Raw genomic sequence first — 22,013 nt, 5'->3', positions numbered from 1 at the left:
GGGTAGCTGGGGTGAAATCAACATTGGCGACCGGGACGGCGACCATGCACCGGTCAGGATGTGTCGTGATCGTTGACGGGGCGCGCGATGATACGCCAGTCAGGGCCAAAGGCGCGAACATCGACAATGGAAAGCTCTCGCCGCTGGGACAGTTTCTGAAGGCCCGGCAGGGTCAAAAGCCCGCGCGCCTCATCGCCCATCAGTATCGGCGCCATATAGATGACCAGCTCATTGACCAGCCCTGCATCCAGCATGGCACCGCTCAAGCGTGACCCGCTTTCAAGCAGCACCTCGTTGCACTGCTCGACATCGGCCAGATACTGCATCAGCGCCTCAAGATCGACCTGCCCGGCCGGGCTGGCCGCCAGCGTCACCACTTCGGCCCCGGCGGCCACCAGCGCTTCACGGCGTCGAAAATGATCGCGATTGTCCAGTGCCCCGGGGCCGGTGGGCGAGACCGTGGCGACCAGCGTACGCCCCGGCTCCGTGAGACAGCGTGCCGTGGCCGGCAATGACAGGGTCGAATCGACAATGACGCGCAGCGGCTGGCGCACGCCCCGCTCATGCGAGACCTGAACGGCGTGTGACTCCGGATGACTGAGCTGTTCAACACGCACGGTTAGCCGGCTGTCATCGCGCATCACCGAAGCCACACCGCTTAAAATCGCGCTGGAGCGCGCACGCAGATGCTGCACGTCACGACGCGCGCGCTCTCCGGTAATCCATTTGGATTCGCCGCTGGCCATGGCCGTGCGACCGTCCAGACTCATCGCCATCTTGAGCCGAACATGCGGCAGCGAGCGCGACATGCGCGAGATAAACCCCACGTTGAGCTCGCGCGCGTCCGCCTCCAGCATGCCGACACGGGTACCAACACCGGCGGCTTCCAGCATGGCGATACCGCGACCCGAGACCTGAGGATTGGGATCCAGCATGGCGGCCACGACCACATCCACTCCTGCCTCGGCCAGCGCCTTGGCGCAGGGCCCGGTGCGGCCATAGTGCGAGCACGGTTCCAGCGTGACATAGGCCGTGGCCCCGCGCGCTGCCTCGCCGGCCGCGCGCAGGGCATGAATCTCGGCGTGTGGCTCGCCGGTCAGCTCGTGCCACCCTTCCCCCACGATCTGATTACCGCGCACCAGCACACAGCCCACCCGCGGGTTGGGGTCGGTCGTATACAGGCCGCGGCGCGCCAGATGCAACGCGCGAGCCATGTAATCCTCGGGTTGGCGTGTCACGTCCGACCTTCCTTCCATGCGGCAAAAGGGTACTACCGCACCGTCTGCGGTATCCTCAATGCTCATGAGACTCCTGATCCCTGCCCGTGGTGCCGGCCCCCGATGAAGGTGCTGGCTCACTGGAAAGGCGTTCGATTTCGGCACGAAACTCGTCGATGTCCTGAAAGCGACGATAGACTGAAGCAAAGCGGATATAGGCGATCTGGTCCAGCGCCCTGAGCTGATTCATGACTTCCTCGCCAATGGCGAGGGCATTGATTTCGCGCTCGCCGCGGGCCCGAAGTCGCTGTCGGATGCGCTCGATGGCCGCCTCGATATGCTCGCTGGAGACCGGCCGCTTTTCGAGCGCCCGCAGCATGCCGGCACGCAATTTGGCAGGATCAAAGCTTTCGCGCGAGCCGTCCGCCTTGACGACCCGGGGCATGACCAGTTCGGCGGCTTCATGCGTGGTAAAACGCTCACCGCAGGCCAGGCACTGGCGACGGCGACGTACCTGATCGCCATCGGCCACCAGTCGGGAGTCGGTGACTCGCGTATCCTGCGCACCGCAAAAGGGGCAATGCATGAATGTTCTCTGTCCCGTCGATGAAAGACCCGGTGATCGGTGCCTCGAACCCTGCCGGCCACCCGGGTTCACAGGGGCGCCATGGGTCACGATCGAAGCGGCGTCGCCATGTGCCCGGCGCGGTCGGCGTGTTGCGACATGTCGACGCATACCCGGGTCCGTATATTGTAACGTTTTACCCTGTGTTCGGAAACGCATCCCCGCGCTGCGGGCGCGAACGGGCATGATTGCGCTCGATCAGGACCAGATGCTGCCCTCTCCCCGCGGGGCCTGCACCGACGCCCTGACGAGCCAATAGAGTTGAGCGGAACAGGCCACGACGCTATTTTGAAGCCAACGATGTCTACCGACAAAGAGCGCTCATGAACATTATCTCCTGGATTTTCGCAAGCATTGCCGTGGGCATGCTGGTCAACCTGATCATCCCCGCGCGCCTGAGTGTCGGTTTTCTCGGCACGGCCGGCATGGCCGTGCTGGGCGGGGTGGTCGTGGCCTTTACCGTCACGATTTTCGGGTTTGCCGCCGAACTCGAATTCGATGTTCGAAGCCTGGCCGCCGCCGTGGCCGGTGCCCTGGGCGCCATCGCCGTCATGACGCTATGGATGATGCGATACAACAAACACTGAACTGCAACAGCACATCGCGATATTACTTTGCAATCAGTGACATACTGCAATGCAACCGGCTTGCCAGTTCGTCACGACGCATCTAGGCTTTGAGCCAGCCCGAAACGGCGTTTAAAGCATCGTCGTTCTGTGGCCCTTTAACGTCCGGTAAGGCAGGACAAGACAACAGCAAGGAGCAGCTGAGTATGGGTATTATCGCGTGGATCATCTTTGGCCTGATTGCCGGCGCCATCGCCAAATTTCTGATGCCCGGCAAGGATCCCGGTGGCATTATCGTGACCATCATCATCGGTATTCTGGGCGCCGTGGTCGGCGGCTGGATCGGTACCGCGCTGGGCTTTGGCAGCGTCGATGGCTTCAATTTCGGCAGTTTTGTCGTGGCCGTTATCGGTGCTGTGGTGCTGCTGTTTCTTTATCGTGTGGTCAAGAAGTAACGTCTGCCCACCGGCGGCTGCCTCCGGGCAGCCGCTTTGAGTCCATCACCCGTCATGACCCTGCCCCGTTCGACCCCACCCTCGCAGGACCGCTCACCACCCGAGCGACACATCGCCTTTTTGCTGATCGAACACTTTTCGATGATGGCGTTTTTTTCTGCCGTCGAGCCGCTTCGAATCGCCAACCGTATTGCCGAACAAACACTTTATCGCTGGACGGTACTCAGCGTTGACGGTAAACCCGTCACTGCCTCCAACGAGATGCGTCTGATGGCCGACGCCGCTCTTGAAGACATCGAATCCCCCCATGCGCTGGCGATCTGTGCAGGCTTTACCCCACTGAAACGGTTGAGCCGCGCCCTGCACCGACGGCTGCACTATCTTGATCAGCAGGGCTGTCGGCTGGGCGGTATCGATACGGGCGCTTTCGTGCTCGCCATGGCGGGGCTTGTTGATCCCGAGGATCGGATCACCCTGCACTGGGAAAGCCTGCCGGACTTCAGAGAGCGATGGCCGCATCTGCAGACCAGTGAAGCCCTGTTCGAGCTGGGCCGAAAGCGCTTTTTCTGTGCCGGCGGCGCCGCAGCCATGGACATGAGCCTGGCCGCCATCGCCCGACATCATGGCCAGGACCTGACTCACGCCGTGGCCGAACAGCTGATTCATGATCGGGTGCGCAGCCGTGAGGACCAGCAGCGCCTGTCGATCGCAAGGCGCCTGAACCTTCACCAGCGCCCGCTGATCGAAACCCTTCACCTGATGGAGCAGCATCTCGAAAGCCCCATCCCGATCGAGACACTGGCACAACGGGCCAGCGTCTCGCGTCGGCAGCTGCAGCGCCTTTTTGCCGAAGCGCTCGGCAGTACGCCGGCGGCCTGGTATCTCTCCCTGCGTCTGGCCCGGGCGCGCACGCTGCTTGAAGAAAGCGAAATGAGCATCACGGCTATCGCACTGGCCTGCGGCTTCACCTCGGCTTCCGGTCTGAGCCATACCTTTCAGCGCCACTACGCCGTCGCACCCGGCCGGTATCGCCGCTCGAAGGCGCCCTAGGTCAGGACCGGCGACGAATCCCGATACGCCGCCCGGCCTGATCCGGCCAGTGACCCGACTCAACACCCGGCAGTCGTGCGACCCGGGCCGCAATCTCGCCCGGCAAGGCAGCAGCCCGCCCGCTACGGGTATCGATCCCCATCAGCATCTGCTCACTGGTGGCCAGCCGCTCGCCCTTGTCATCTGTCAGGGTAAAAAAGACATGCAGTCGTTTGGCATCACTTACCAGCAGCAGCACGTTGCAGTGCACTCGGGCGCCTTCCTCAACCTGCTGTAGGTAGCAAAGATGGGTTTCGAGGGTAAAGATCGTGTATTCGTGGGCATGGCGGCCATGCTCGTCCAGCCCGAGATGGGCCATCAGCGCCTCAACCCCGTGCGAAAAGACCAACGCGTAGGCGGCATCGTTCATGTGGCCATTGTAATCGACCCATGCCGGCAGCACGGGCCGTGTCAAAAGCGACAGCGCCATCAGATTCGCCCTCCCAGGCCTTCCTGCTCGGGCCAGTATCGCTCTACCACCTCGAGAAGCTCGCCAAGAAAGCGGTCGCGCCGGGCTTCGAGCTCGGCAACCGACCGGCCGCCGGCCTGGAACTCGCTGCCATCGGCCACCCGGTCGACCAGCTCTGGCGTCAGCTCGGGGGCTTCCAGCCGCGTCCAGGGCTGCTTCAGCGCCGGGCCGAACTGCTCGAGCATATGGCGCATGCCGCCCTCGCCGCCGGCCAGATGAAAGGTCAAAAAGGTGCCCATCAGCGACCAGCGCAGGCCGGCACCGTAGACGATGGCGGCATCGACCTCCTCGGTCGTGGCCACACCGTCGTTGACCAGGTGCAGCGCCTCACGCCATAGCGCTTCCATCAGCCGATCGGCAATGTGGCCTTCAATCTCGCGGCGAACGATCAGAGGCCGCATGCCCAGCCGCTCGTAGTGCGTACCGGCCGCTGCCAGCTGCGTCTGCCCTGTATGCTCGCCGCCCACCAGCTCGACCAGCGGCAGCAGATAGACCGGATTGAACGGATGCGCCACGATGACCCGCCCGGGGGCGTGGCAACACTGCGCCTGAAGCTCGCTGGGCTTGATGCCCGAAGTCGATGACCCGATCAACACCTGTTCCGGCACGCGGGCATCGATATCCGCCAGCAGGGACTGCTTGAGCGACAGCCGCTCGGGCGCGTTTTCCTGGACCAGATCCGCCCCTGCCAGCGCCTGGTCAAGATCGGTGGTGAAGTAAAGATTGTCGCGACAAGCCCCTTCTGCCAGCCCGCGGCGGCTCAGCGCCGGCCAGGCGGTGTCGATCTGGTTTTGAAGTGTCGTGACCGCCTCGGGATTCGGGTCCCACGCCTGCACCGTCATGCCGGCCGCCAGCGCCCGCGCAGCCCAGCCGCTGCCGATCACGCCGCAGCCGATCACCGCCATGGTGTCTTGCCTGGTCTGTGCCTGGCTCATGCCTCACCTCCCGGCGAGCGCAGCCCCAGATGCCGGCGCGTATCGCTCGGACTCATGACCCGCCCGCCGAGGGCTTCGATAATGCCGTCGGCCTTCTCTACCAGGCCGGCATTGTCGGCCTTGACGCCTCTGGAGAGATACAGATTGTCTTCAAGCCCGACGCGCACGTGACCGCCCAGCAACATGGCCTGCGCCACCATCGGCATCTGCATTCGGCCAATGCCAAAGGCCGCCCAGTGAGCGTTATGCGGCAGCAGATCGCGCATGGTCAGCATGGTCTGCGCCTGCGCCTCGGCGCCCCAGGGAATGCCCAGACACAGCTGAAACAGCGGCGCACCCTCGATCAGACCCTCGTCGATCAGCTGGCGGGCAAAACGGATGTGACCGGTATCAAAGCACTCAAGCTCGGGCTTGACGCCGGCCGAGCGAACCAGGGCTGCCTGTTCGCGCAGCCACCCGGCACTGTTGAGATAGACCATATCGCCAAAGTTGATGCTGCCGCAGTCCAGCGTGCAGATTTCGGGCAGCAGTGCGTCGATCGGCGCATGGCGTTCGGCAGGCGTTTGCAGGTCGCTGCCCGGCCCGGCGCGCAGTACGCCCTTGTCGAGCTCGGGGGAAAGGTCGCCGCCGCCACCGGCGGTCAGATTGAGGACGATATCGGTATCGGCGGCGCGTACGCGTTCCACGACTTCACGAAAATGGTCGCTGTCGTGACTCACACCGCCGGTGGCCGGGTCGCGCACATGGATATGCGCGATGCTGGCGCCGGCTCTTGCCGCCTCGATGGCCGCATCGGCGATCTCTTTGGGGGTCACGGGGACAGCGGGATTGCGTGAGGGCGTGTCGCCTGCCCCCGTCACGGCGCAGGTCAAAATGACATCCTGGTTCATGATGTGTCCTTCGGTGGATGGAGAGGATCTCCAGTATCCGGTGCTCGAAGAACAAAAATTTGACGTCAGGTGACGCCCTGATGACGCAGTGCGACATCAGGGCGTCAGGCCGGCACCATCACGGCCTCAGTGGGCGGGGTCGGAAGCGGTGTCAGAGGCGGTTTTGCCGGCGGCGCGGCTCTTGATCAGGCTGGCCACGGTCGTCACCACCAGAATGCCGATAATGACGGAAAGAGACAGGACCGTTGAAATGTGTGGCACCCATTCAAGCGGCTGACCATCGTTGATAAAGGGCAGCGTGTTTTCGACCATGGCGTGCATGACCAGCTTCACCCCGATAAATCCCAGAATCAGCGACAGCCCGAAGCCCAGATACACCAGCCGGTCCAGCAGGCCCCCCAGCAGGAAATAGAGCTGTAAAAGCCCCAGCAGCGCAAAGGCGTTGGCGGTGAAAACGATATAGGGCTCCTGCGTCAGGCCGTAAATGGCCGGAATGGAGTCCAGGGCAAACAAAAGATCGGTCACGCCCAGGGTCAGCACCACCAGAAACAGTGGGGTCAGCACCCGCTTGCCGTTTTCACGTGCCAGCAGACGCTGCTCGTGGAACTGGTCGGTCACCGGCAGGTGGCGCTGGGCAAACTTCACCAGGGCATTGGGCTCAAAGTCATCGGCATCCTTCTTTTTGTGCTGCGCACTCTCGATTGCCAGCTTGAAGGCGGTATAGAGGAGAAACGCGCCAAAAAGATAAAAGACCCAGCTGAAGCGGTTAATGGCCGCCGCGCCCACGGCAATGAAGATACCGCGCATGACCAGCGCCATGATGATGCCGATCAAAAGCGCCTTTTGCTGATAGATCCGGGGCACGGCAAATTTCGCCATGATGATGGCAAAGACAAACAGATTGTCGACCGACAGGCTCTTTTCGGTGATAAAACCGGCGAAATACTCCACCCCGTGATCATGGCCCCACACCATCCAGAGCCCGACGCCAAAGACGGCGGCCAGGCTGATGTAGAAGATCGACCAGAGTGCGGATTCGCGCAGGGTCGGCGCGTGCGGCTTGCGCACGTGCGAGAAGAAGTCAAAAACAAAGATGGCCGCGAAGCTCGCAACGGTAGCTCCCCAGACCCAGGCTGGAACGTTCATGCACAGTTCTCCGGCAAAGAAGATTTACCGGAGGTCTCTTCCGCCCGATACACGCCATTGACCTTCATGGCGAGACATCGGACCAGCGGCACCGGGCGACTGCCTGATGGCAACAGTTCACCGTGATGACGACACCGCTGTAGAAAAACGCGCGCCTGATCAAAGGCACCGCGCTCTGCAGGGAATACTCCCCTCCTTCAACAGCGGCAAGTGTCAGTCAGGTTTTACATCAGCGCAAGCTGATAATTAAGTCTTAAGGTTGTTTCAGGCCCGATACAGTTTGAATTCCAGCGCATCACCGGCTTTGATAAGAAGACGACAATAATAGAAGCCGGAGTCCTGTCATGTCCGCCGCCCCCCTGGTTGCCACCCTCTCCCGCGATGATTTTCACACGCGCGCCCGTGCCGAACTTGCCTTCGTCTATGGCGAGCACGCCCCCGACATCCTGCAGCGCCTGGAGTCGCTGATCGCCCAGCATCAAAAAGGGCGTGTCTGCGAGCCGCAGCCGCTGTGGAGCGAGCAGACCCAGATGATGATCACCTACGGCGACAGTATTGTTGACGAGAGCGACAGCGCCGCGCTGGACGTGCTGGAGCGCTTTTTGCACGATCACCTTGAAGAGACCTTCAGCGCCGTTCATATCCTGCCCTTTTTCACCTGGAGCAGTGATGACGGCTTTTCGGTCATTCATTACCGCAGGGTCAGTCCCACCGTGGGGGACTGGCCGCAGGTTCGCCATCTGGCCGGGCGCTTCAATCTGATGTTTGATCTGGTCATCAACCACGTCTCGCGGGAATCACTGTGGTTTATCGACTACCTCTCCGACACGCCGCCCGGACGTGATTACTTTATCGAGCGGCCCGAGGACACCGACGTCAAAAGCGTCACCCGCCCGCGCAACACCAAACTTTTGACGCCGGTCTCGACCCGGCGCGGCATGCGCCATGTCTGGGCCACCTTCTCCGAGGACCAGATCGATCTCGACTTTGCCAACCCCGACGTTCTCATCGAGATGGTCGGCGTACTGCTGTATTACCTGGACCAGGGCGCGCGCCTGATTCGACTCGATGCCATCGCCTATCTATGGAAGACGCTGGGAACAAGCTGCATCCATCTGCCCCAGACCCACGCCATTGTGCGGCTGTTGCGCGCCGTCATGGAGCGTGTCGCCCCCGGCGCACTGCTTCTGACCGAGACCAACGTGCCGCATCAGGAAAATCTGAGCTATTTCGGCAACGGCGATGAAGCCCACATCATTTATCAGTTCACCCTGCCGCCGCTGTTGCTGCACACCCTGACCAATGGAGATGCCCGGGCCCTGACCGAATGGGCCGCCACGCTGCCGCCGCTGCCCGGCGGCTGCACCTATCTCAACTTTACCGCCAGCCATGACGGCGTCGGCGTTCGCGCGCTCGAAGGCCTGTTGCCGCGCCACGACGTCGATGCCCTGCTGGAGCTGATGCAGCGCTTTGGCGGCTTTATCAGCATGAAGACCGACCCCGACGGGCAGGACTCGCCCTACGAGATCAACATCACCTACTTTGACGCCCTCAAGGGCACGCGACGCGGTGCCGACCCCTGGCAGATTGCCCGCTTTATCTGTTCCCAGACCATCATGCTGGGCCTACAGGGCATCCCGGCGGTCTATGTTCACAGCCTGCTGGCCACGCTCAACGACCACGAGGGTGTCACCCGCACCGGCCGGCTGCGCGCGATCAACCGCAAGCACTGGCAGCGCGAGGCGCTCGAGCCGCTGCTGGAGGCCTACAGCACGCCGACGCATATCGTGTTCGAGGCGCTGACGAAGCGCTTGAAGACCCGCCGCCAGGAGCCCTGCTTTCATCCCGAGGCATCCCAGAAGATTATCGATCTGGGTCCGCATTTTTTTGCCTTCCTGCGCGGGCCCCTTGCCGATGGCCGCCGCCTTCTCGCCGTGCACAACGTCACAGACCGGTCTCATCCCCTGAACCTGCCCGAGGCCTGGGCCGGGCACCGCTGGCACGACCTGCTCGGGCGCATCGACCCGAGCGACGACAAGCCGATACTCAAGCCCTATCGCAGCTGCTGGCTGATCAGCGAGGACTAGTTCGAAAGTGGGGACTGCAACCTCCGCTTCACGATGCTGCAACAACACGCTTTCAGGATGCAGGGTGCCCGGTACTGTCCGTGACAGTGCCGGGCCACGACAATCAACAACCGCCTGCAAGGACGCCCCATGTCATTTTTCTCCCGGACTCCCGCCCCCTGGAGCTTTCACCAGGAAGCCCAGCAGCTCGCGCACGGTCTCGGCGCTCTCACGGGCTGGACCCAACAGTGGCTCTCGCCGCTCGAATCACTGATCACACGCCTGGACGGCCTGCTCGAGCGCATCGGCGACAGCCTGTTCCCCGAAGCACCGGCCCGGCCCGAGCCGCCACAGGACGTGCCGGTTGACCCGGAGACACCGGCCACCCCCGTGATCACGGTGGACACCGAACGCTCGGAAGGTCTGACCCTCGATGACGCCGGGGCCAGCATCCGGGGCGTGATGGGCGACCCGACCGACCCGGCCTCGACACGCGGCATCGCGTTCGCCTTTACCGATGACGACACCCCGCGCGAGCAGCTCACGGTCACCATCGACAGCAGCGACCCGGGCGTGGCCCGCGCTGCGCTCGACGATCAGGATGTGCTGCGCATCGCCCCGGTCAATGCCGGCAACGCCACCATCACCGTGACGGTCAGCGATGGCGAGCGCGACAGCCAGTACACCATCGACTACGCCGCCGCCGACGGTCGCGATACCAACCAGCAGGCGCGCTTTCACACCGGTGCCTCGGACACCTCGGCTGCCATTGCCATCGGCGAGAGCTTCTTTCTGGCCGGCGACGACGAGGATCAGACCCTGCGCCTTTACGATCGGGACCAGTCCGGCGCGGCGCTGAAATCGTTTGATCTCAATGACGCCCTGGGCCTGGAAGACGGCGACGAGGTCGACATCGAGTCGGTGGCCGATGTCGGCAACGGGCACTACTACTGGCTGGGGTCGCTGGAAAACAGCGAGCGTTCGATGATTTTTGAAACCCGTGTGACCGGTGACAGCGTCGAGGATCTCGAGGTGACCGTTACCGGGCAGTTCAGCGGGCTCCATGAGGCCGTCATGCGCTGGTCGGCCAGCGAGGCCCCCGGACTTAACCTGGCCGACGGCTTTCAGGTCGAAGGCGCCCTCTATCGCGACGGCACACTCCATCTCGGCATGCGAGAGCCCATCGGCGATGATGGCCGGGCCAGCGTGGTCACCGTGACCAACGTGGACGCGCTGATGGCCGCCGGCAGCGCCGACGGTGCTGAATTCGGCGCGCCCCTGCGCCTTGATCTGGACGGCCGCACGATTCGCGACATCACCCCCATCGGTGACGGCACCCACCTGATCAGCGCTGGCCCCGCCGAGGAGGACGACGGCGACGACACCAACAACGACTTTCAGCTCTACCGCTGGGATGGTGCCCATAAGGCCGTTCCGGTCGAGGGGGTCGATCTCAACACCAATGTTGAGGCCACCGGCGGCACCGCCGAAACCCTGAGCAACATTCGCGTCAATGAAGACGGTTCGGTCAGCCTGGATGTCGCCTACGACAATGGCACCAGCGACTGGTCCGACGACGGCACCCGCTCCAAGGATCTCGACGATGACCTGCAGACCTTCACCTCCAGCACGCTGACGTTCGACGCCCTGCCGAGCCTGGCGCTGGAGCGAGGCGATATTGCCCTGACCGCGATCGACACAGAGGCCGATACTTTCAGCCTGGTTGCCCTCTCCCCCGTAACGCCCGGCGCTACCCTGACATTTGAAAGCGGTAGCGAGCCGATCACCTGGACGGTCCCCGAGGATGGCGTGCCCGCCGGTACGATCATCGACAGCGAGCAGTTCGACGCTCGCCTGCCGCTGTCCCTTGATGCCGGCCTGACGGTGCGCGATGGCGAAGGCACCCCCCTGTATCGTCTGGGTAGCGACGACGGCGCCGATCTCTCCCTGCCCGCAGGCGAGACCCAGTGGCACTACGCCGGCGATCGGGAAGGCAGCCTTGAGGACCTGCGCGAGGCGCTGGGCGACAGCGATGCCTGGCAGACCGGCGCGAGTCAGGAGGGCAACTTCACCGTCAACACCGGCCACATTCCGCTGCCACCGCCCGAACCACAGGATCTGGGCATCGCGGTCACCGAAATCTGGCCCGGTCAGAACGGCAGCAACCTCTCCGAGGACTGGTTCGAAATCGTCAATACCGGCAGCGACACGATCGATTTCACCACCACGCCCCTGTACTACGATGATGACAGCGCCGACCCCGATGATGCCGTCATGATTGAAGGTCTCACCACACTCGCCCCCGGCGCCACGGCCCTGGTGGTGGCCAACGGTGACGAGGCCGATGTTGCCGAGTTCCGCAACGCCTGGCAGAGCACCCTTGAGGACAGCACGGTCGAGATCGGCCATACCGGCAGCGCCGCAGGCCTGGGCCAGGGCGGCGATGAGGTCACGCTGTGGCTGGGCGAGCCCGGCCGCGAGACCCTGGCCGCCCGCGAAGCCTACCCGGATACGACCGGCTTTGACGGCGCCTCCTGGGATGTCATTCATCAGCGCTTCACCACGCGCGACAACGGCGGCGTGGTCAGCGACACCTTCGGTGGTGACGACGGTGACATGCCGGCTGTGGCCGCCCCCGGCCGCCAGCCGGGCAGCGACGGCGAAACGGACATGTCACAGGCGAGCCTTTTGATCAGCGAATACGTCGAAGGCAGTGGCTACAACAAGGCGATCGAGCTGACCAACCGCGGCGGCAGCGATCTCTCGCTGGCAGGCTTTACGCTGTCGCTCTACTCCAACGGCAACACCGAGGCCAACGCATCGCAGGATCTGGATCAGTATGGCAGTCTGGCCCCCGGTGGCACGCTGGTACTGGCCAACAGCCAGGCCGAGCAGGCGCTGCTCGATCGCAGCGATGCGACCAGTGGCGTGACCAGCTACAACGGCAACGACGCCCTCGTGTTGACCAACGGCGCGGGCGAAATTCAGGACATTGTCGGCACCGTCGGCGATGACGCGTACTTTGGCCGCGATATCACCCTGCGCCGTGACGAGGCCGTCACCGAGGGCAGCGACCGCTTCGACGCCGACCAGTGGCAGGAGTATCCCCAGGACACCTTCGACGGCCTGGGCGGTGACGGTGCCGGCGATGCGCCCGACAGTGATGCCCCGGGCGATGCCCCCGACAACGAAGCGCCGGGCAATGACCGCCCGGACAGCAACGGAGACCCTATGGACCTTCCCCCCGTGGAACTGATTTCCACCATTCAGGGCAGCGCCATGAGCAGCGAACGCGCCGGCGATGAGGTCAGCCTCGAGGCGATCGTGACGCTCGATGCCCGCGACGGCATGAACGGCTTTTTCCTGCAGGAGGAGGACGCCGACCGCGACGGTGACAAGACCACCTCCGAGGGGATCTTTGTCTACCTGCCCGACGACAGTAACGTGGCCGACTTCACCGTGGGGGACCGGGTCCGGCTGACCGGCACGGTCGAGGAGTATCAGGGCAAGACGCAGCTGAGTGATATCGCCGCGCTGGAAGTCACCGGCCGAGACCAGCCACTGCCCACGATTACCGAGCTGGACCTGCCGATCGACGACAAGTCGTCTCTGGCCGCGCGCGAAAGCATGCGGGTGAGCTTTCAGGGCGAGGACGGCGCGCCGCTGACGGTCACCGACACCTATGAGCTGGGGCGCTATGGCACGGTCACGCTGTCCGCCGACGGGCGTTTGCAGCAGTTCACCGAGGTCAATGCCCCGGACCAGGCCGGCAACCAGCAGTGGCTGGACCAGCTTGAAAGCCGCTCGATCCTGCTCGATGACGCCAGCAGCGCGCAAAACCCGGAGTCGATTCTGTTTGGCCGCGGCGGCGAGCCGCTTTCGGCGGACAACACCCTGCGCGGCGGCGATACGCTGGATCAGGCCACCGGCGTGCTCGATTTCGCCTACCAACAGTGGCGCATTCAAAGCGACCAGGGCCTGGACTTCCAGCCCGCCAATGCGCGCCCCGAGCAGCCCGATGCTCAGGCACTGGGAGATGCGCCGCTCAAGGTCGCCTCCTTTAACGTGCTGAACTACTTCGAAACGCTGGATCAGTCAGGCAATCAGATCACCACGCCCGAGGGCACCGAACACAGCCCGCGCGGTGCCAACAGCGACCAGGAGCTGGCGCGCCAGCAGGACAAGCTGGTCAACGCCATTGTGGACAGCGATGCCGATATTGTCGGTCTCAACGAGATCGCCAACGACGGTTTCGGCGCCGACAGCTCGATTGCCGGGCTGGTCGAGGCACTCAACGCCCGCAGCGATGACGGATGGGACTACATTACCCCGCGTGATGACAGCGGCAACGTGGTCTCCCCCGGCAGCGATGCCATCGCCGTGGGTCTGATCTATCAGGGCGACAGCGTGACCCCGGAAAACGATGCGGCGGTCAACACCAGCGGCGCCTTTGCCACCGGCAACCGGGCGCCCATGCTGCAGACCTTTCAGGACAATGACAGCGCTGAGAGCTTCTCGATCGCGGTCAACCACTTCAAGTCCAAGGGCAGCGTGATCAACGGCGAAGAGGCGATCGGCGACGGCCAGGGCAACAACAACCCGACCCGGGTCGAGGCCGCCGAACAGCTGGCCGCCTGGATCGAGACCGACCCGACCGACAGCGGCAACAGCGATGTCCTGATCATTGGCGATCTCAACAGCTACGCCATGGAAGACCCCATCACCACGCTGACCGGTGAAGGCTATACGCTGCTGGATAACGACTACTCCTACAGCTATGACGGCCAGTGGGGCTCGCTGGACCACGCCCTGGCCAGCGCCTCAATGAGCGATCAGGTCACCGGCGTCACCACCTGGCACATCAATGCCGATGAGCCGACGGTGCTCGACTACAACACCGAGTACAAAAGCGCCGAACAGGTCGAATCGCTCTACGATGACAGCCCCTTCCGCGCCTCGGATCACGACCCGATCCTCATCGGCATTGACCCCGGTGCCGATACCCAGCAGGCCGTCGGCTTCTGAAACGACTCAAAAGGAAGACGTAAAAAAGGGCGCCCTTCGGGGCGCCCTTTCTGATGCTGTCTTTCTTGTTGTCCTTTCTTGTTATCGGAGGGCTGACGTTGTTGTTGTTTTGATCGATGGTGTTCTGAGGAATGTTGTTTTAAGGGTGGGCGTTCTGATCGATGTGAATCGATGCCCCGAGCGGGGCACCGGCTCATCGGTCGATGATCAGGCGACCGCCAGCTCGCTGTTCTGCAGCTGAGTGTCCACGCCCATGACCTCGGCGGCAGGCAGATCGGAGAACTCAAGCCCCATGGCCGTGGCCAGGCCCTGACCCACTTCGGTGTTGTCCAGAAGCCCTGCAAAGATGTCCGAACCCGGGCCGGAGGCGTACAGCGGCACGTTTTCCGCCGTGTGGTTGCCGGAGCTGAAGCTGATACCGCCCTGGGCGTTGAGCGTCTGCGTCAGAGCCGCAAGACCGGCATCTGCATCATCAGCCGACAGGATCGTGTCCAGTTCCTCATCGGTCAGCTCAACGCTACCGCCGGTCATCTCGGCCACGGTGCTTTGCATGATCCCGGCTGCGCCGGCATCATCGCCGGCGGCGTTAATGCGCTCGCCGGCCTCGTCGTACATCTGCTCGTAGGTGGCGGTGAAGTTTTGATAGATCGAGGCGTTGTTGTCCTGCGTGGACTGTGCCGACATACCGCCGGTTTCGTGATCAGGCGCAATCACGATCAGGGTGTCCGGGTTCTCCTCGGAGAACTGCTGGGCCGTTTTCACGGCATCTTCGAAAGCCAGCGAATCGTTCATGGCCCAGCCGGCATCGTTGGCATGACCGGCCCAGTCGATCTGGCTGCCCTCGACCATCATGAAAAAGCCGTCTTCATTCTGCGACAGCGTATCCAGTGCGGTCTGGGTCATCTGAGCCAGCGTGGGCTGGTCATCACCGCTTTCGCCATAGCTGGTGTCCATGGCGTCATCGGCAAAAAGCCCCAGCAGGCGATCGCCTTCCACGCTTTCCAGATCAGTGGCATTGCCGGCGAAGGTATAGCCCTGCGACTCGGCCTGAGCCAGCAGGTCGCTTGCGGCCATGCCACCGTCCTCTTCAGAGGTGAAGTACTGCAGACCGCCACCCAGCATCACATCCAGCTGATCGTTGCCGATGAACTGCTCGGCAATGGTGGTGGCATCGTTGCGATCGGCCACGTTGGCGCCGAATACGGCAGGTGTGGCGTGCGTGACCGAGGAGGTCGAAACCACGCCGGTGGACTTGCCGGCCGCCTGGGCCAGATCCACGATCGATTCCAGATCCTGACCGTCCGGTGCGGTGGAGATCCGGCCATTGTCGGTTTTTTGACCCGTGGCAAAGGCCGTGCCCGCCGCCGCCGAATCGGTAATCAGCGAATTGGCGGATTCCGTCTTGATCGCACCGGTCAGCATGTTTTCGGCATCCCAGGCCGGCACTTCTTCACCGCCCTTGAAAGTACGAAAGGCCGTGGAGTAGTCCGTGCCAAAGCCGTCCGGCACCATCATGATGACGTTCTGCGCCAGACCATCATTGGCCGGCACTTCCGGCTCGGGCGACGGCATGCCCGGCATTTCCGGCGACTGGCCCGGCTGGTCATCCTGACCGGCCAGCACATCACGGAAGGCATCGCTCAGCTGGCCCAGCGCCTGGCTGTAGCCATCCAGAATCGATTTCGTGGCATCCAGAAAGGCCGGGACCAGCGCCGGCTCGGACGCCCAGGGCGTGTCGTTGCCGGACCACAGGCCTGAAAGCGGTGACAGGGACTGAAAGGGAGAGAACATGGCGGACGACGCACCATCCATGGTCATCGCGTTGCTGCCATACAGTGAACCGGTGTTGCCGTACATGCCGTTGCTGTAGCCGAACATCGTCATTCTCCTGAGTCGTTATGTGCCCGCCATCGGGCCATGCGCGATTTAATGAGAGTGACCTTCTCCATGACAGGGTCCGGATGACGTATTCAGAATGACGCAGTCCGGATAACAGGGTCTGGAGTTCAAGGCCCGGGCGCTGATCCACCCGCCCGGTCATGTTCGCCCGCCACTCATGACGGTTTGCCTGCATCCAGATGACCACGGCGTTTAAAGACGCAATGATTGGCAACAGTATGTAAGTATTTTTTACGACGACATCTCAACGCCGCCTAGCAACGAGGTGTCATCACGGGCCGGGGTGACAGGACGCAAGCCATACGCGCTTTTCACGGCCATTTTAAATCGCCCCTACACATCGCCGGCGTTGTCGGCTTCCACGGCGTCATACATGCGCTCGAGCATATCCGGAAAGGCGGACTGCACCCGGCTCCAGCTGGGGATAAAGGGCTTGTCGCGGGGGCTTTCGAGAAAGGCGACGCCGGCTTCCATGATGCTCTGGGCAAACAGCTCCACGGCCTGCTCCTCGCTGTGCCGATCGACCTTGAGGCCGTTCATCATCGCATCGTGGTAGTAGTTCTCGATGATATCGAGCGCGGTGCGGTAGTAGGTGGCCTTGAGTGTTCGAAAGTGGGCCTCGTTCATGGTCACACCCAGCGTTGCCAGCTTGCGATAGAGCGCCTTGGCGATGTCGGTGCTCATTCGGTAAAGCCCGGTGGAGGCGTCTTCCGGCGACAGCGGCTGATGCTTGTGATCGTAGTTGTCGGCGATATCGACCTGGCACAGCCGCTTGGTGGAGTAGTTGCGGTGGACTTCCGAGAGCACGCCAATCTCAAGGCCCCAGTCGCTGGGAATACGAATGTCGTTCAACACGTCGGCGCGCATGGCAAACTCCCCCGACAGCGGATAGCGATAGCTGTCGAGATAGTTCAGATAGTCCAGCGGGCCGTGGATCTTTTTCAGCGCGCGCAACAGCGGCGTCACCATCAGCCGCCCTACCCGGCCATTGAGCTTGCCGTCAGCGATGCGGGCGTAATAGCCCTTGCAGAACTCGTAGTTGAAATGCGGATTGGCGACCGGATAGAGCAGGCGTGCCAGCATCGAGCGATCGTAGGTGGTGATATCACAGTCGTGCAGCGCGATCGCCTCGGTCCGGCCTGATGAGATGGCATACCCCGAGCAGAACCAGACATTGCGCCCCTTGCCCGGCGCCTGTGGCGACAGGGATTCGGCGGCAAGCTCGGCATCGAGTGCCTTCAGGCGCGGGCCATCGTTCCAGAGAATGCGGTGACGCTGGGGCAGCCGGGAGAAGAATTCCCGGGCGTGGAGAAACTGGTCCCGGTCGGCCCGGTCCAGCCCGATGATGATCTCTTCGAGATACTCGACCTGCGAGAGCTGATCGATAATGCGGGTGAGCGCCGGGCCTTCCAGCTCGGAATAAAGCGAGGGCAGAATCAGGCCCATTGGACGGCGCTTTGAAAATCCCAGCAGATCACTTTCCAGCGCTTCCAGCGGGCGCCGCGTCAGGTTGTGAAAGTTGGTAATGATGCCGTTTTGATAAAAATCGCTCATCGTCTTTCCCCTGTCGCTGTCAGCCCAGCCAGTGATCAAGACCTTCCGACCAGCCCGCCGGGCCCTTTTGTGTTGTTGTATAAAGCTGGACCGTCTCGGCGATATTGATCGTCAGGTCATGCTCGCCGCGGATCAGCACCGCCCGGTCAACGCTTTCCAGCATCGTCACATCGTTGGGGCCATCCCCGAGCCCGATGGTCATTGGCCGCCGCCCCTTGAGCAGATGATAGCGGTCCACCAGCCAGGCTATTGCACGCCCCTTGCCGCTGTTGTCGCCCAGTACATGATAGAAGCGCCCGCCGCGGGTCAGGGACAGCCCGGCCCCGATCAGCAGCAGCCGAAAGCGTTCGAGCGCCTCGTCGGTGTCTTCCCAGATCAACGGCTCGGAGGCCTCTCGAAGATGGGCAAGCTCGGCGCCCTGGCTATCCAAGCCGGTATGCTCGGCCACCTCCTTGATGCTGAAATCGCCAAAGCCTCGAAACCCGAATCCCTCAGTGGCCCGAACGGCCTCCAGCACGTCACGGATTCGCCGATAGGGCACCCCCAGCACGATATCCGCCCAGCCCCGATCATCGGGCGTTTCGTCAAGACACCAGGAGGCCGGTAGATGAATGGAGGCACCGTTTTCGGTGATAAAGGGCGAGACCAGTTCCAGCGTCTGATGCAGCACCATGACCTCGGCCGCCGTCTTGCTGGTGTTGATGATCAGCGGCACGGCGTCCTTTTTGAGACGGGCAAGCCAGGCCAGAGCCGGAGTGTAATCATAGCTCGCATGATCCAGCAGAGATCCGTCCAGATCCGTAAACACCAGCAGCGGCGGTTGTGGCGTTGATGTCATGGTGTCAGCTCTATAAGAAAAGGCCGTTATCGGCGACAGAAAAATCAGAATAGTCTGTATGAACTTAAACACATCATATAAGGCGCGGGCAGTAAAGATGACCTGCTCGTGTCAACCAGGGTTGTCGTCAAAAATGAAACACCGGGATGGGCAACTCCCAATACGCAAAAGGCCCATCGCAGTGCGATGGGCCTTTTACTATCGATGATGTCAGTGCTGTTACACGAACATCATCGACGATCGAATTTTGTTGGCTGCTACGTGCTCAGGAGCACTGCTGCGGGTCGGGGAAGTGGATCTCGCCACCGCCGCTGCCGCCACCATGGCCACCGTGGTTGCCGTCGTGGTAGCCGGCATGACCGCCATTGCTGCTGTCGTGCCGATTGCTGTTCCACCAGGCAACGCCGCTGCCAAGGAACAAGATAATTAGAAGTGCAATGGTTGCCTGACTCATTTTCCCTGTCTCCACCGTCGATGCGGTAAATGTGAACGAGAGAAAGATGACGCAACATGAAGTAACAAGATGTGCAGATTTGCGGTCTAATCGTCAAAATAAGACAGCAGTATCAAGGGGCTTATCAGATTCTTTAACCGCTTTGTGCCGAAAGAAATTCGACCGACTCATACCTCCAGGCGGGCAAAATAATGATTAACAACCGGCCGTATTCACACCAAAGACTGCATTAATGCCAAAAAGAATGAATCCACTCATTGCCATAAAACCAGTCCCGAAGCTAACACCTTGATTCAAATGACGGTTACCCAACCGCACTGTCTTCCCATTATTCGGCTGTCCCGGGCGTGGTACTTCACTTTTCCGGCTTTGCAGGCACTGCACACGTGACGCCCAGGAAATCGCATTTTTTTCGCGGTTTTCACCAAAGCGTCATCGATCTGACCCGGCGACGTCATGTCGTGGCGCCATCCTGCGTGACAATATCCCACGCAGGAGAACACTCATGGCTTCCTTGTTGATGACGATGGCAGTAGCGATGGTGATGTGGTGCGGCGTCAGTCTGTGGCTTGCCAGCAGCTTCGTGCGCACCGCTCGCTCCCATGCAGGCCCCGTGGGCGATGAACACGCCCTGATCATTGCGGGCGCTGCCAAACCGCGCCCGAACGCCGACAGTGCCAACGACGATGAATACGACACGCAGACCCTGCGCAGCCTTTGAGCCTGAACGGGCAGCGGGCCGGCTTTCGGTACTCGCCTGGCGAGACCCTCATTTCCTGAAAAAAGCGCTCGATGGCGCATCGAAACGAATGCTTTTTAAATCCGCCTTGTGCGGATTTTTTCCTGTCTGAATCGGTACCTGCCCTGACCTTCCCTTCTTATTGCGACCCGCCTTTCCTTTTTGAATTAAACAAAAGGGCCAGGCGTTTTTTATAAGTCCATAAACGCCTTGTTAAGCAGGTCTGCGTTAAAGTGTCGCACTTCATTTCGCGCACTCCCCTGCCCATCGCCTTTTTTCAGGTCGTGATGGGTGGCTCGCCGCCGATGGCGAGCCCTACTTTGCAAGTCGAGAAAAACACTTCATGAAAAAACAACTGACAGTGGCGCTGTGTCTGAACCTCTGCATGGCTTCAGGCTACGCGATGGCTGCCGATGACAGCGAGACCATCGATGTCGCCCTGATCGGCGGCGGCATCATGAGCGCCACCCTGGGCACCTACCTGGAAGCGCTTCAGCCCGACTGGAAGGTCAGCATGTATGAGCGTCTGGACCAGGTGGCCGAGGAAAGCTCCAACGGCTGGAACAATGCCGGCACCGGTCACTCCGCCTTTGCAGAAATGAACTATACCCCTCAGCGTGACGACGGCAGTGTAGACGTCTCCCGCCCACCCAAAATTACCGAAGCCTTTGAGATCACCCGACAGTTTCTGTCGTATCAGGTGCTCAACGGCGTCATGCATGACCCGGGCTCGTTTCTCAACAACACACCGCACATGAGCTTTGTCTGGGGCGATGATCACATCGACTTTCTGCGCAAACGCTATGACGCCATGCAGCAAAGCAGCCTCTACAAGGCCATGGAGTACTCGGAAGACCCCGAGGTCATCCGTGAATGGGCACCGCTGATGATGGAAGGCCGCGATCCTTCCCAGAAGGTTGCCGCGACGCGCATGGAAGCCGGTACCGACGCCGAATGGGGCGAAGTTACCCGTCAGCTCATCAGCGCCCTGTCAGAACAGCACGACAACTTCAGCCTGAGCACCGGCAGCGAAGTGCGCGATCTCAAGCGCAACGATGATGGCAGCTGGAAAGTCACCTGGGCGGATCTCGATCATGGCGGCGAAGAGCACAGCATCAACGCCCGTTACGTCTTCATCGGCGCCGGCGGTGCCGCCCTGCCCCTGCTGCAAAAATCCGGCATCCCCGAAGGGAAAATCTACGCCGGCTTCCCGGTCGGTGGTCAGTTCCTCGTGACCAGCAACCCCGAGATTGCCCATCGCCATCATGCCAAGGCCTATGGCCTGGCCGCGAGCGGGTCCCCCCCGATGTCCGTACCGCACCTGGACAGCCGCAAGCTGGATGGGAAGCAGCGTATCCTGTTCGGTCCGTTTGCCAATTTCTCGACGAAGTTTCTAAAAGACGGCTCGTGGACGGATCTTTTTGGCTCCATGACCACCAGCAACACCCTGCCGATGATGAAGGTCGGTCTGGATAACTTCAGCCTGGTCAAGTACCTGGTGGGTCAGGTGATGCTGTCCGAAGATGATCGCTTCGAAGCGCTCAAGGCGTACTACCCCGAGGCCCAACGCGAAGACTGGACGCTGATCAACGCCGGCCAGCGCGTACAGATCATCAAAAAGGACCCGGAAAAAGGCGCCGTTTTGCAGTTCGGCACCGAAGTCGTGACATCACAGGACGGCACCATGTCGGCCCTGCTGGGGGCATCTCCGGGGGCGTCCACCGCGCCGACCATCATGCTGGGCCTGATGGAGAAGGTCTTCCCCGAGCAGCTGGCCTCCGATCAGTGGCAGGGCAAACTCAAGCGCATGATCCCCTCCTACGGCCTGACGCTTGATGGCAACGAGCAGCTCACCAACGAGATCCGTTCCTATACCAGCAGCGTACTGGAACTGGGCGACACCCAGCCTACTGCCGAAAATGCCGAGCGTATCGAGGCCCTCAAGGCCCGCGCCCGCGGTCAGGAAAGCGATAGTGAGCAGCCCGGTAATGGCGGCGAAGAAACAGACGCCGTCGAGACGAGTGACAACGTCTGAGTGGTTCTGAC

At 61.9% G+C, this 22,013-nt stretch carries 17 protein-coding genes; 7 read left to right on the top strand and 10 right to left on the bottom strand.

The features are described from left to right. Window positions 1-53: 53 nt before the first annotated feature. Together ribD and nrdR are read right to left on the bottom strand one after the other, a co-directional pair. Entirely contained in the window at window positions 54-1,256 is a 1,203-nt protein-coding gene (gene ribD, locus ACXMYO_RS02200; RefSeq protein ID WP_457809460.1) for a bifunctional diaminohydroxyphosphoribosylaminopyrimidine deaminase/5-amino-6-(5-phosphoribosylamino)uracil reductase RibD, read from the bottom strand. 37 nt (window positions 1,257-1,293) lie between these two features. After that, entirely contained in the window at window positions 1,294-1,803 is a 510-nt protein-coding gene (nrdR, locus tag ACXMYO_RS02195) for a transcriptional regulator NrdR (RefSeq protein WP_457807678.1), read from the bottom strand. Between the two features lie 362 nt (window positions 1,804-2,165). Between nrdR and ACXMYO_RS02190 the strand changes: the two genes are divergently transcribed. From ACXMYO_RS02190 to ACXMYO_RS02180, 3 genes are all read left to right on the top strand, one after another. Next, a complete protein-coding gene (locus ACXMYO_RS02190; RefSeq protein WP_438766494.1) occupies window positions 2,166-2,429 on the top strand; it encodes a hypothetical protein in 264 nt (87 codons plus the stop codon). A 185-nt stretch (window positions 2,430-2,614) separates the two neighbouring features. Further along, complete coding sequence (locus ACXMYO_RS02185; protein WP_438766493.1) at window positions 2,615-2,863, top strand: GlsB/YeaQ/YmgE family stress response membrane protein; 249 nt, start codon at window positions 2,615-2,617, stop codon at window positions 2,861-2,863. Window positions 2,864-2,899: 36 nt separating this feature from the next. Next, the gene (locus ACXMYO_RS02180; protein WP_457807677.1) at window positions 2,900-3,913 is read left to right on the top strand and encodes a GlxA family transcriptional regulator; all 1,014 of its coding nucleotides are present in this window, start codon (window positions 2,900-2,902) and stop codon (window positions 3,911-3,913) included. Between the two features lies 1 nt (window position 3,914). Here ACXMYO_RS02180 and ACXMYO_RS02175 read toward each other — a convergent pair whose 3' ends face one another. From ACXMYO_RS02175 to ACXMYO_RS02160, 4 genes are all read right to left on the bottom strand, one after another. After that, the gene (locus ACXMYO_RS02175; RefSeq protein WP_457807676.1) at window positions 3,915-4,382 is read right to left on the bottom strand and encodes a thioesterase family protein; all 468 of its coding nucleotides are present in this window, start codon (window positions 4,380-4,382) and stop codon (window positions 3,915-3,917) included. Continuing rightward, window positions 4,382-5,356, bottom strand: a complete 975-nt coding sequence (locus ACXMYO_RS02170; RefSeq protein ID WP_457807675.1) for a 3-hydroxyacyl-CoA dehydrogenase NAD-binding domain-containing protein — start codon at window positions 5,354-5,356, stop codon at window positions 4,382-4,384. The genes ACXMYO_RS02175 and ACXMYO_RS02170 overlap by 1 nt, the downstream gene beginning before the upstream one ends. Further along, window positions 5,353-6,246: a 3-keto-5-aminohexanoate cleavage protein gene (locus ACXMYO_RS02165; protein ID WP_457807674.1), complete on the bottom strand. Its 894-nt coding sequence runs from the start codon at window positions 6,244-6,246 to the stop codon at window positions 5,353-5,355. Before ACXMYO_RS02165 ends, ACXMYO_RS02170 begins: the two co-directional genes overlap by 4 nt. A gap of 126 nt (window positions 6,247-6,372) precedes the next feature. Beyond that, window positions 6,373-7,392, bottom strand: coding sequence for a TerC/Alx family metal homeostasis membrane protein (locus ACXMYO_RS02160; RefSeq protein WP_438766486.1), 1,020 nt, complete (start codon window positions 7,390-7,392; stop codon window positions 6,373-6,375). A gap of 344 nt (window positions 7,393-7,736) precedes the next feature. Here ACXMYO_RS02160 and ACXMYO_RS02155 point away from each other — a divergent pair, with 344 nt between their 5' ends. Further along, entirely contained in the window at window positions 7,737-9,479 is a 1,743-nt protein-coding gene (locus ACXMYO_RS02155; RefSeq protein ID WP_457807673.1) for a sugar phosphorylase, read from the top strand. A 129-nt stretch (window positions 9,480-9,608) separates the two neighbouring features. Then, window positions 9,609-14,483 carry an ExeM/NucH family extracellular endonuclease gene (locus tag ACXMYO_RS02150; protein ID WP_457807672.1) on the top strand — a complete coding sequence of 1,625 codons (4,875 nt, stop codon included), beginning with the start codon at window positions 9,609-9,611 and terminating at the stop codon, window positions 14,481-14,483. A 207-nt stretch (window positions 14,484-14,690) separates the two neighbouring features. Here the strand turns inward: ACXMYO_RS02150 and ACXMYO_RS02145 are convergent, their stop codons facing one another. The 4 genes from ACXMYO_RS02145 to ACXMYO_RS02130 form a co-directional block, all read right to left on the bottom strand. Then, the gene (locus ACXMYO_RS02145; protein WP_457807671.1) at window positions 14,691-16,361 is read right to left on the bottom strand and encodes an alkaline phosphatase; all 1,671 of its coding nucleotides are present in this window, start codon (window positions 16,359-16,361) and stop codon (window positions 14,691-14,693) included. Window positions 16,362-16,715: 354 nt separating this feature from the next. Beyond that, window positions 16,716-17,936, bottom strand: coding sequence for a glycosyl transferase (locus ACXMYO_RS02140; RefSeq protein ID WP_457807670.1), 1,221 nt, complete (start codon window positions 17,934-17,936; stop codon window positions 16,716-16,718). Window positions 17,937-17,955: 19 nt separating this feature from the next. Continuing rightward, the gene (locus ACXMYO_RS02135) at window positions 17,956-18,774 is read right to left on the bottom strand and encodes an HAD-IIB family hydrolase (protein WP_457807669.1); all 819 of its coding nucleotides are present in this window, start codon (window positions 18,772-18,774) and stop codon (window positions 17,956-17,958) included. A gap of 265 nt (window positions 18,775-19,039) precedes the next feature. Next, entirely contained in the window at window positions 19,040-19,228 is a 189-nt protein-coding gene (locus ACXMYO_RS02130; RefSeq protein WP_438766480.1) for a hypothetical protein, read from the bottom strand. Between the two features lie 505 nt (window positions 19,229-19,733). On the opposite strand from ACXMYO_RS02130, the gene ACXMYO_RS02125 reads away from it, so the two are divergent. Then, window positions 19,734-19,949 (top strand): hypothetical protein, encoded by a 216-nt coding sequence (locus ACXMYO_RS02125; RefSeq protein WP_438766478.1) that lies wholly within the window; start codon window positions 19,734-19,736, stop codon window positions 19,947-19,949. Between the two features lie 361 nt (window positions 19,950-20,310). Beyond that, window positions 20,311-22,002: a malate dehydrogenase (quinone) gene (mqo, locus tag ACXMYO_RS02120; protein WP_457807668.1), complete on the top strand. Its 1,692-nt coding sequence runs from the start codon at window positions 20,311-20,313 to the stop codon at window positions 22,000-22,002. Window positions 22,003-22,013: the final 11 nt, after the last annotated feature.

The organism is Kushneria sp. EE4 (assembly GCF_977968315.1).
Note: the sequence above shows the minus strand (reverse complement) of the source record. Positions and strands in the feature narration are given on the sequence as shown.

What these genes read in the sequence shown, in the direction of transcription:
- ACXMYO_RS02150 (WP_457807672.1), top strand. Translation starts at nt 9,609, where the DNA reads ATGTCATTTTTCTCCCGGACTCCCGCCCCCTGGAGCTTTCACCAGGAA.
- ACXMYO_RS02145 (WP_457807671.1), bottom strand. Translation starts at nt 16,361, where the DNA reads ATGTTCGGCTACAGCAACGGCATGTACGGCAACACCGGTTCACTGTAT.
- ACXMYO_RS02125 (WP_438766478.1), top strand. Translation starts at nt 19,734, where the DNA reads ATGGCTTCCTTGTTGATGACGATGGCAGTAGCGATGGTGATGTGGTGC.
- ACXMYO_RS02160 (WP_438766486.1), bottom strand. Translation starts at nt 7,392, where the DNA reads ATGAACGTTCCAGCCTGGGTCTGGGGAGCTACCGTTGCGAGCTTCGCG.
- ACXMYO_RS02170 (WP_457807675.1), bottom strand. Translation starts at nt 5,356, where the DNA reads ATGAGCCAGGCACAGACCAGGCAAGACACCATGGCGGTGATCGGCTGC.
- ACXMYO_RS02130 (WP_438766480.1), bottom strand. Translation starts at nt 19,228, where the DNA reads ATGAGTCAGGCAACCATTGCACTTCTAATTATCTTGTTCCTTGGCAGC.
- ACXMYO_RS02190 (WP_438766494.1), top strand. Translation starts at nt 2,166, where the DNA reads ATGAACATTATCTCCTGGATTTTCGCAAGCATTGCCGTGGGCATGCTG.
- ACXMYO_RS02185 (WP_438766493.1), top strand. Translation starts at nt 2,615, where the DNA reads ATGGGTATTATCGCGTGGATCATCTTTGGCCTGATTGCCGGCGCCATC.
- nrdR (WP_457807678.1), bottom strand. Translation starts at nt 1,803, where the DNA reads ATGCATTGCCCCTTTTGCGGTGCGCAGGATACGCGAGTCACCGACTCC.
- ACXMYO_RS02140 (WP_457807670.1), bottom strand. Translation starts at nt 17,936, where the DNA reads ATGAGCGATTTTTATCAAAACGGCATCATTACCAACTTTCACAACCTG.
- ribD (WP_457809460.1), bottom strand. Translation starts at nt 1,256, where the DNA reads ATGGAAGGAAGGTCGGACGTGACACGCCAACCCGAGGATTACATGGCT.
- ACXMYO_RS02135 (WP_457807669.1), bottom strand. Translation starts at nt 18,774, where the DNA reads ATGACATCAACGCCACAACCGCCGCTGCTGGTGTTTACGGATCTGGAC.
- ACXMYO_RS02155 (WP_457807673.1), top strand. Translation starts at nt 7,737, where the DNA reads ATGTCCGCCGCCCCCCTGGTTGCCACCCTCTCCCGCGATGATTTTCAC.
- mqo (WP_457807668.1), top strand. Translation starts at nt 20,311, where the DNA reads ATGAAAAAACAACTGACAGTGGCGCTGTGTCTGAACCTCTGCATGGCT.
- ACXMYO_RS02175 (WP_457807676.1), bottom strand. Translation starts at nt 4,382, where the DNA reads ATGGCGCTGTCGCTTTTGACACGGCCCGTGCTGCCGGCATGGGTCGAT.
- ACXMYO_RS02165 (WP_457807674.1), bottom strand. Translation starts at nt 6,246, where the DNA reads ATGAACCAGGATGTCATTTTGACCTGCGCCGTGACGGGGGCAGGCGAC.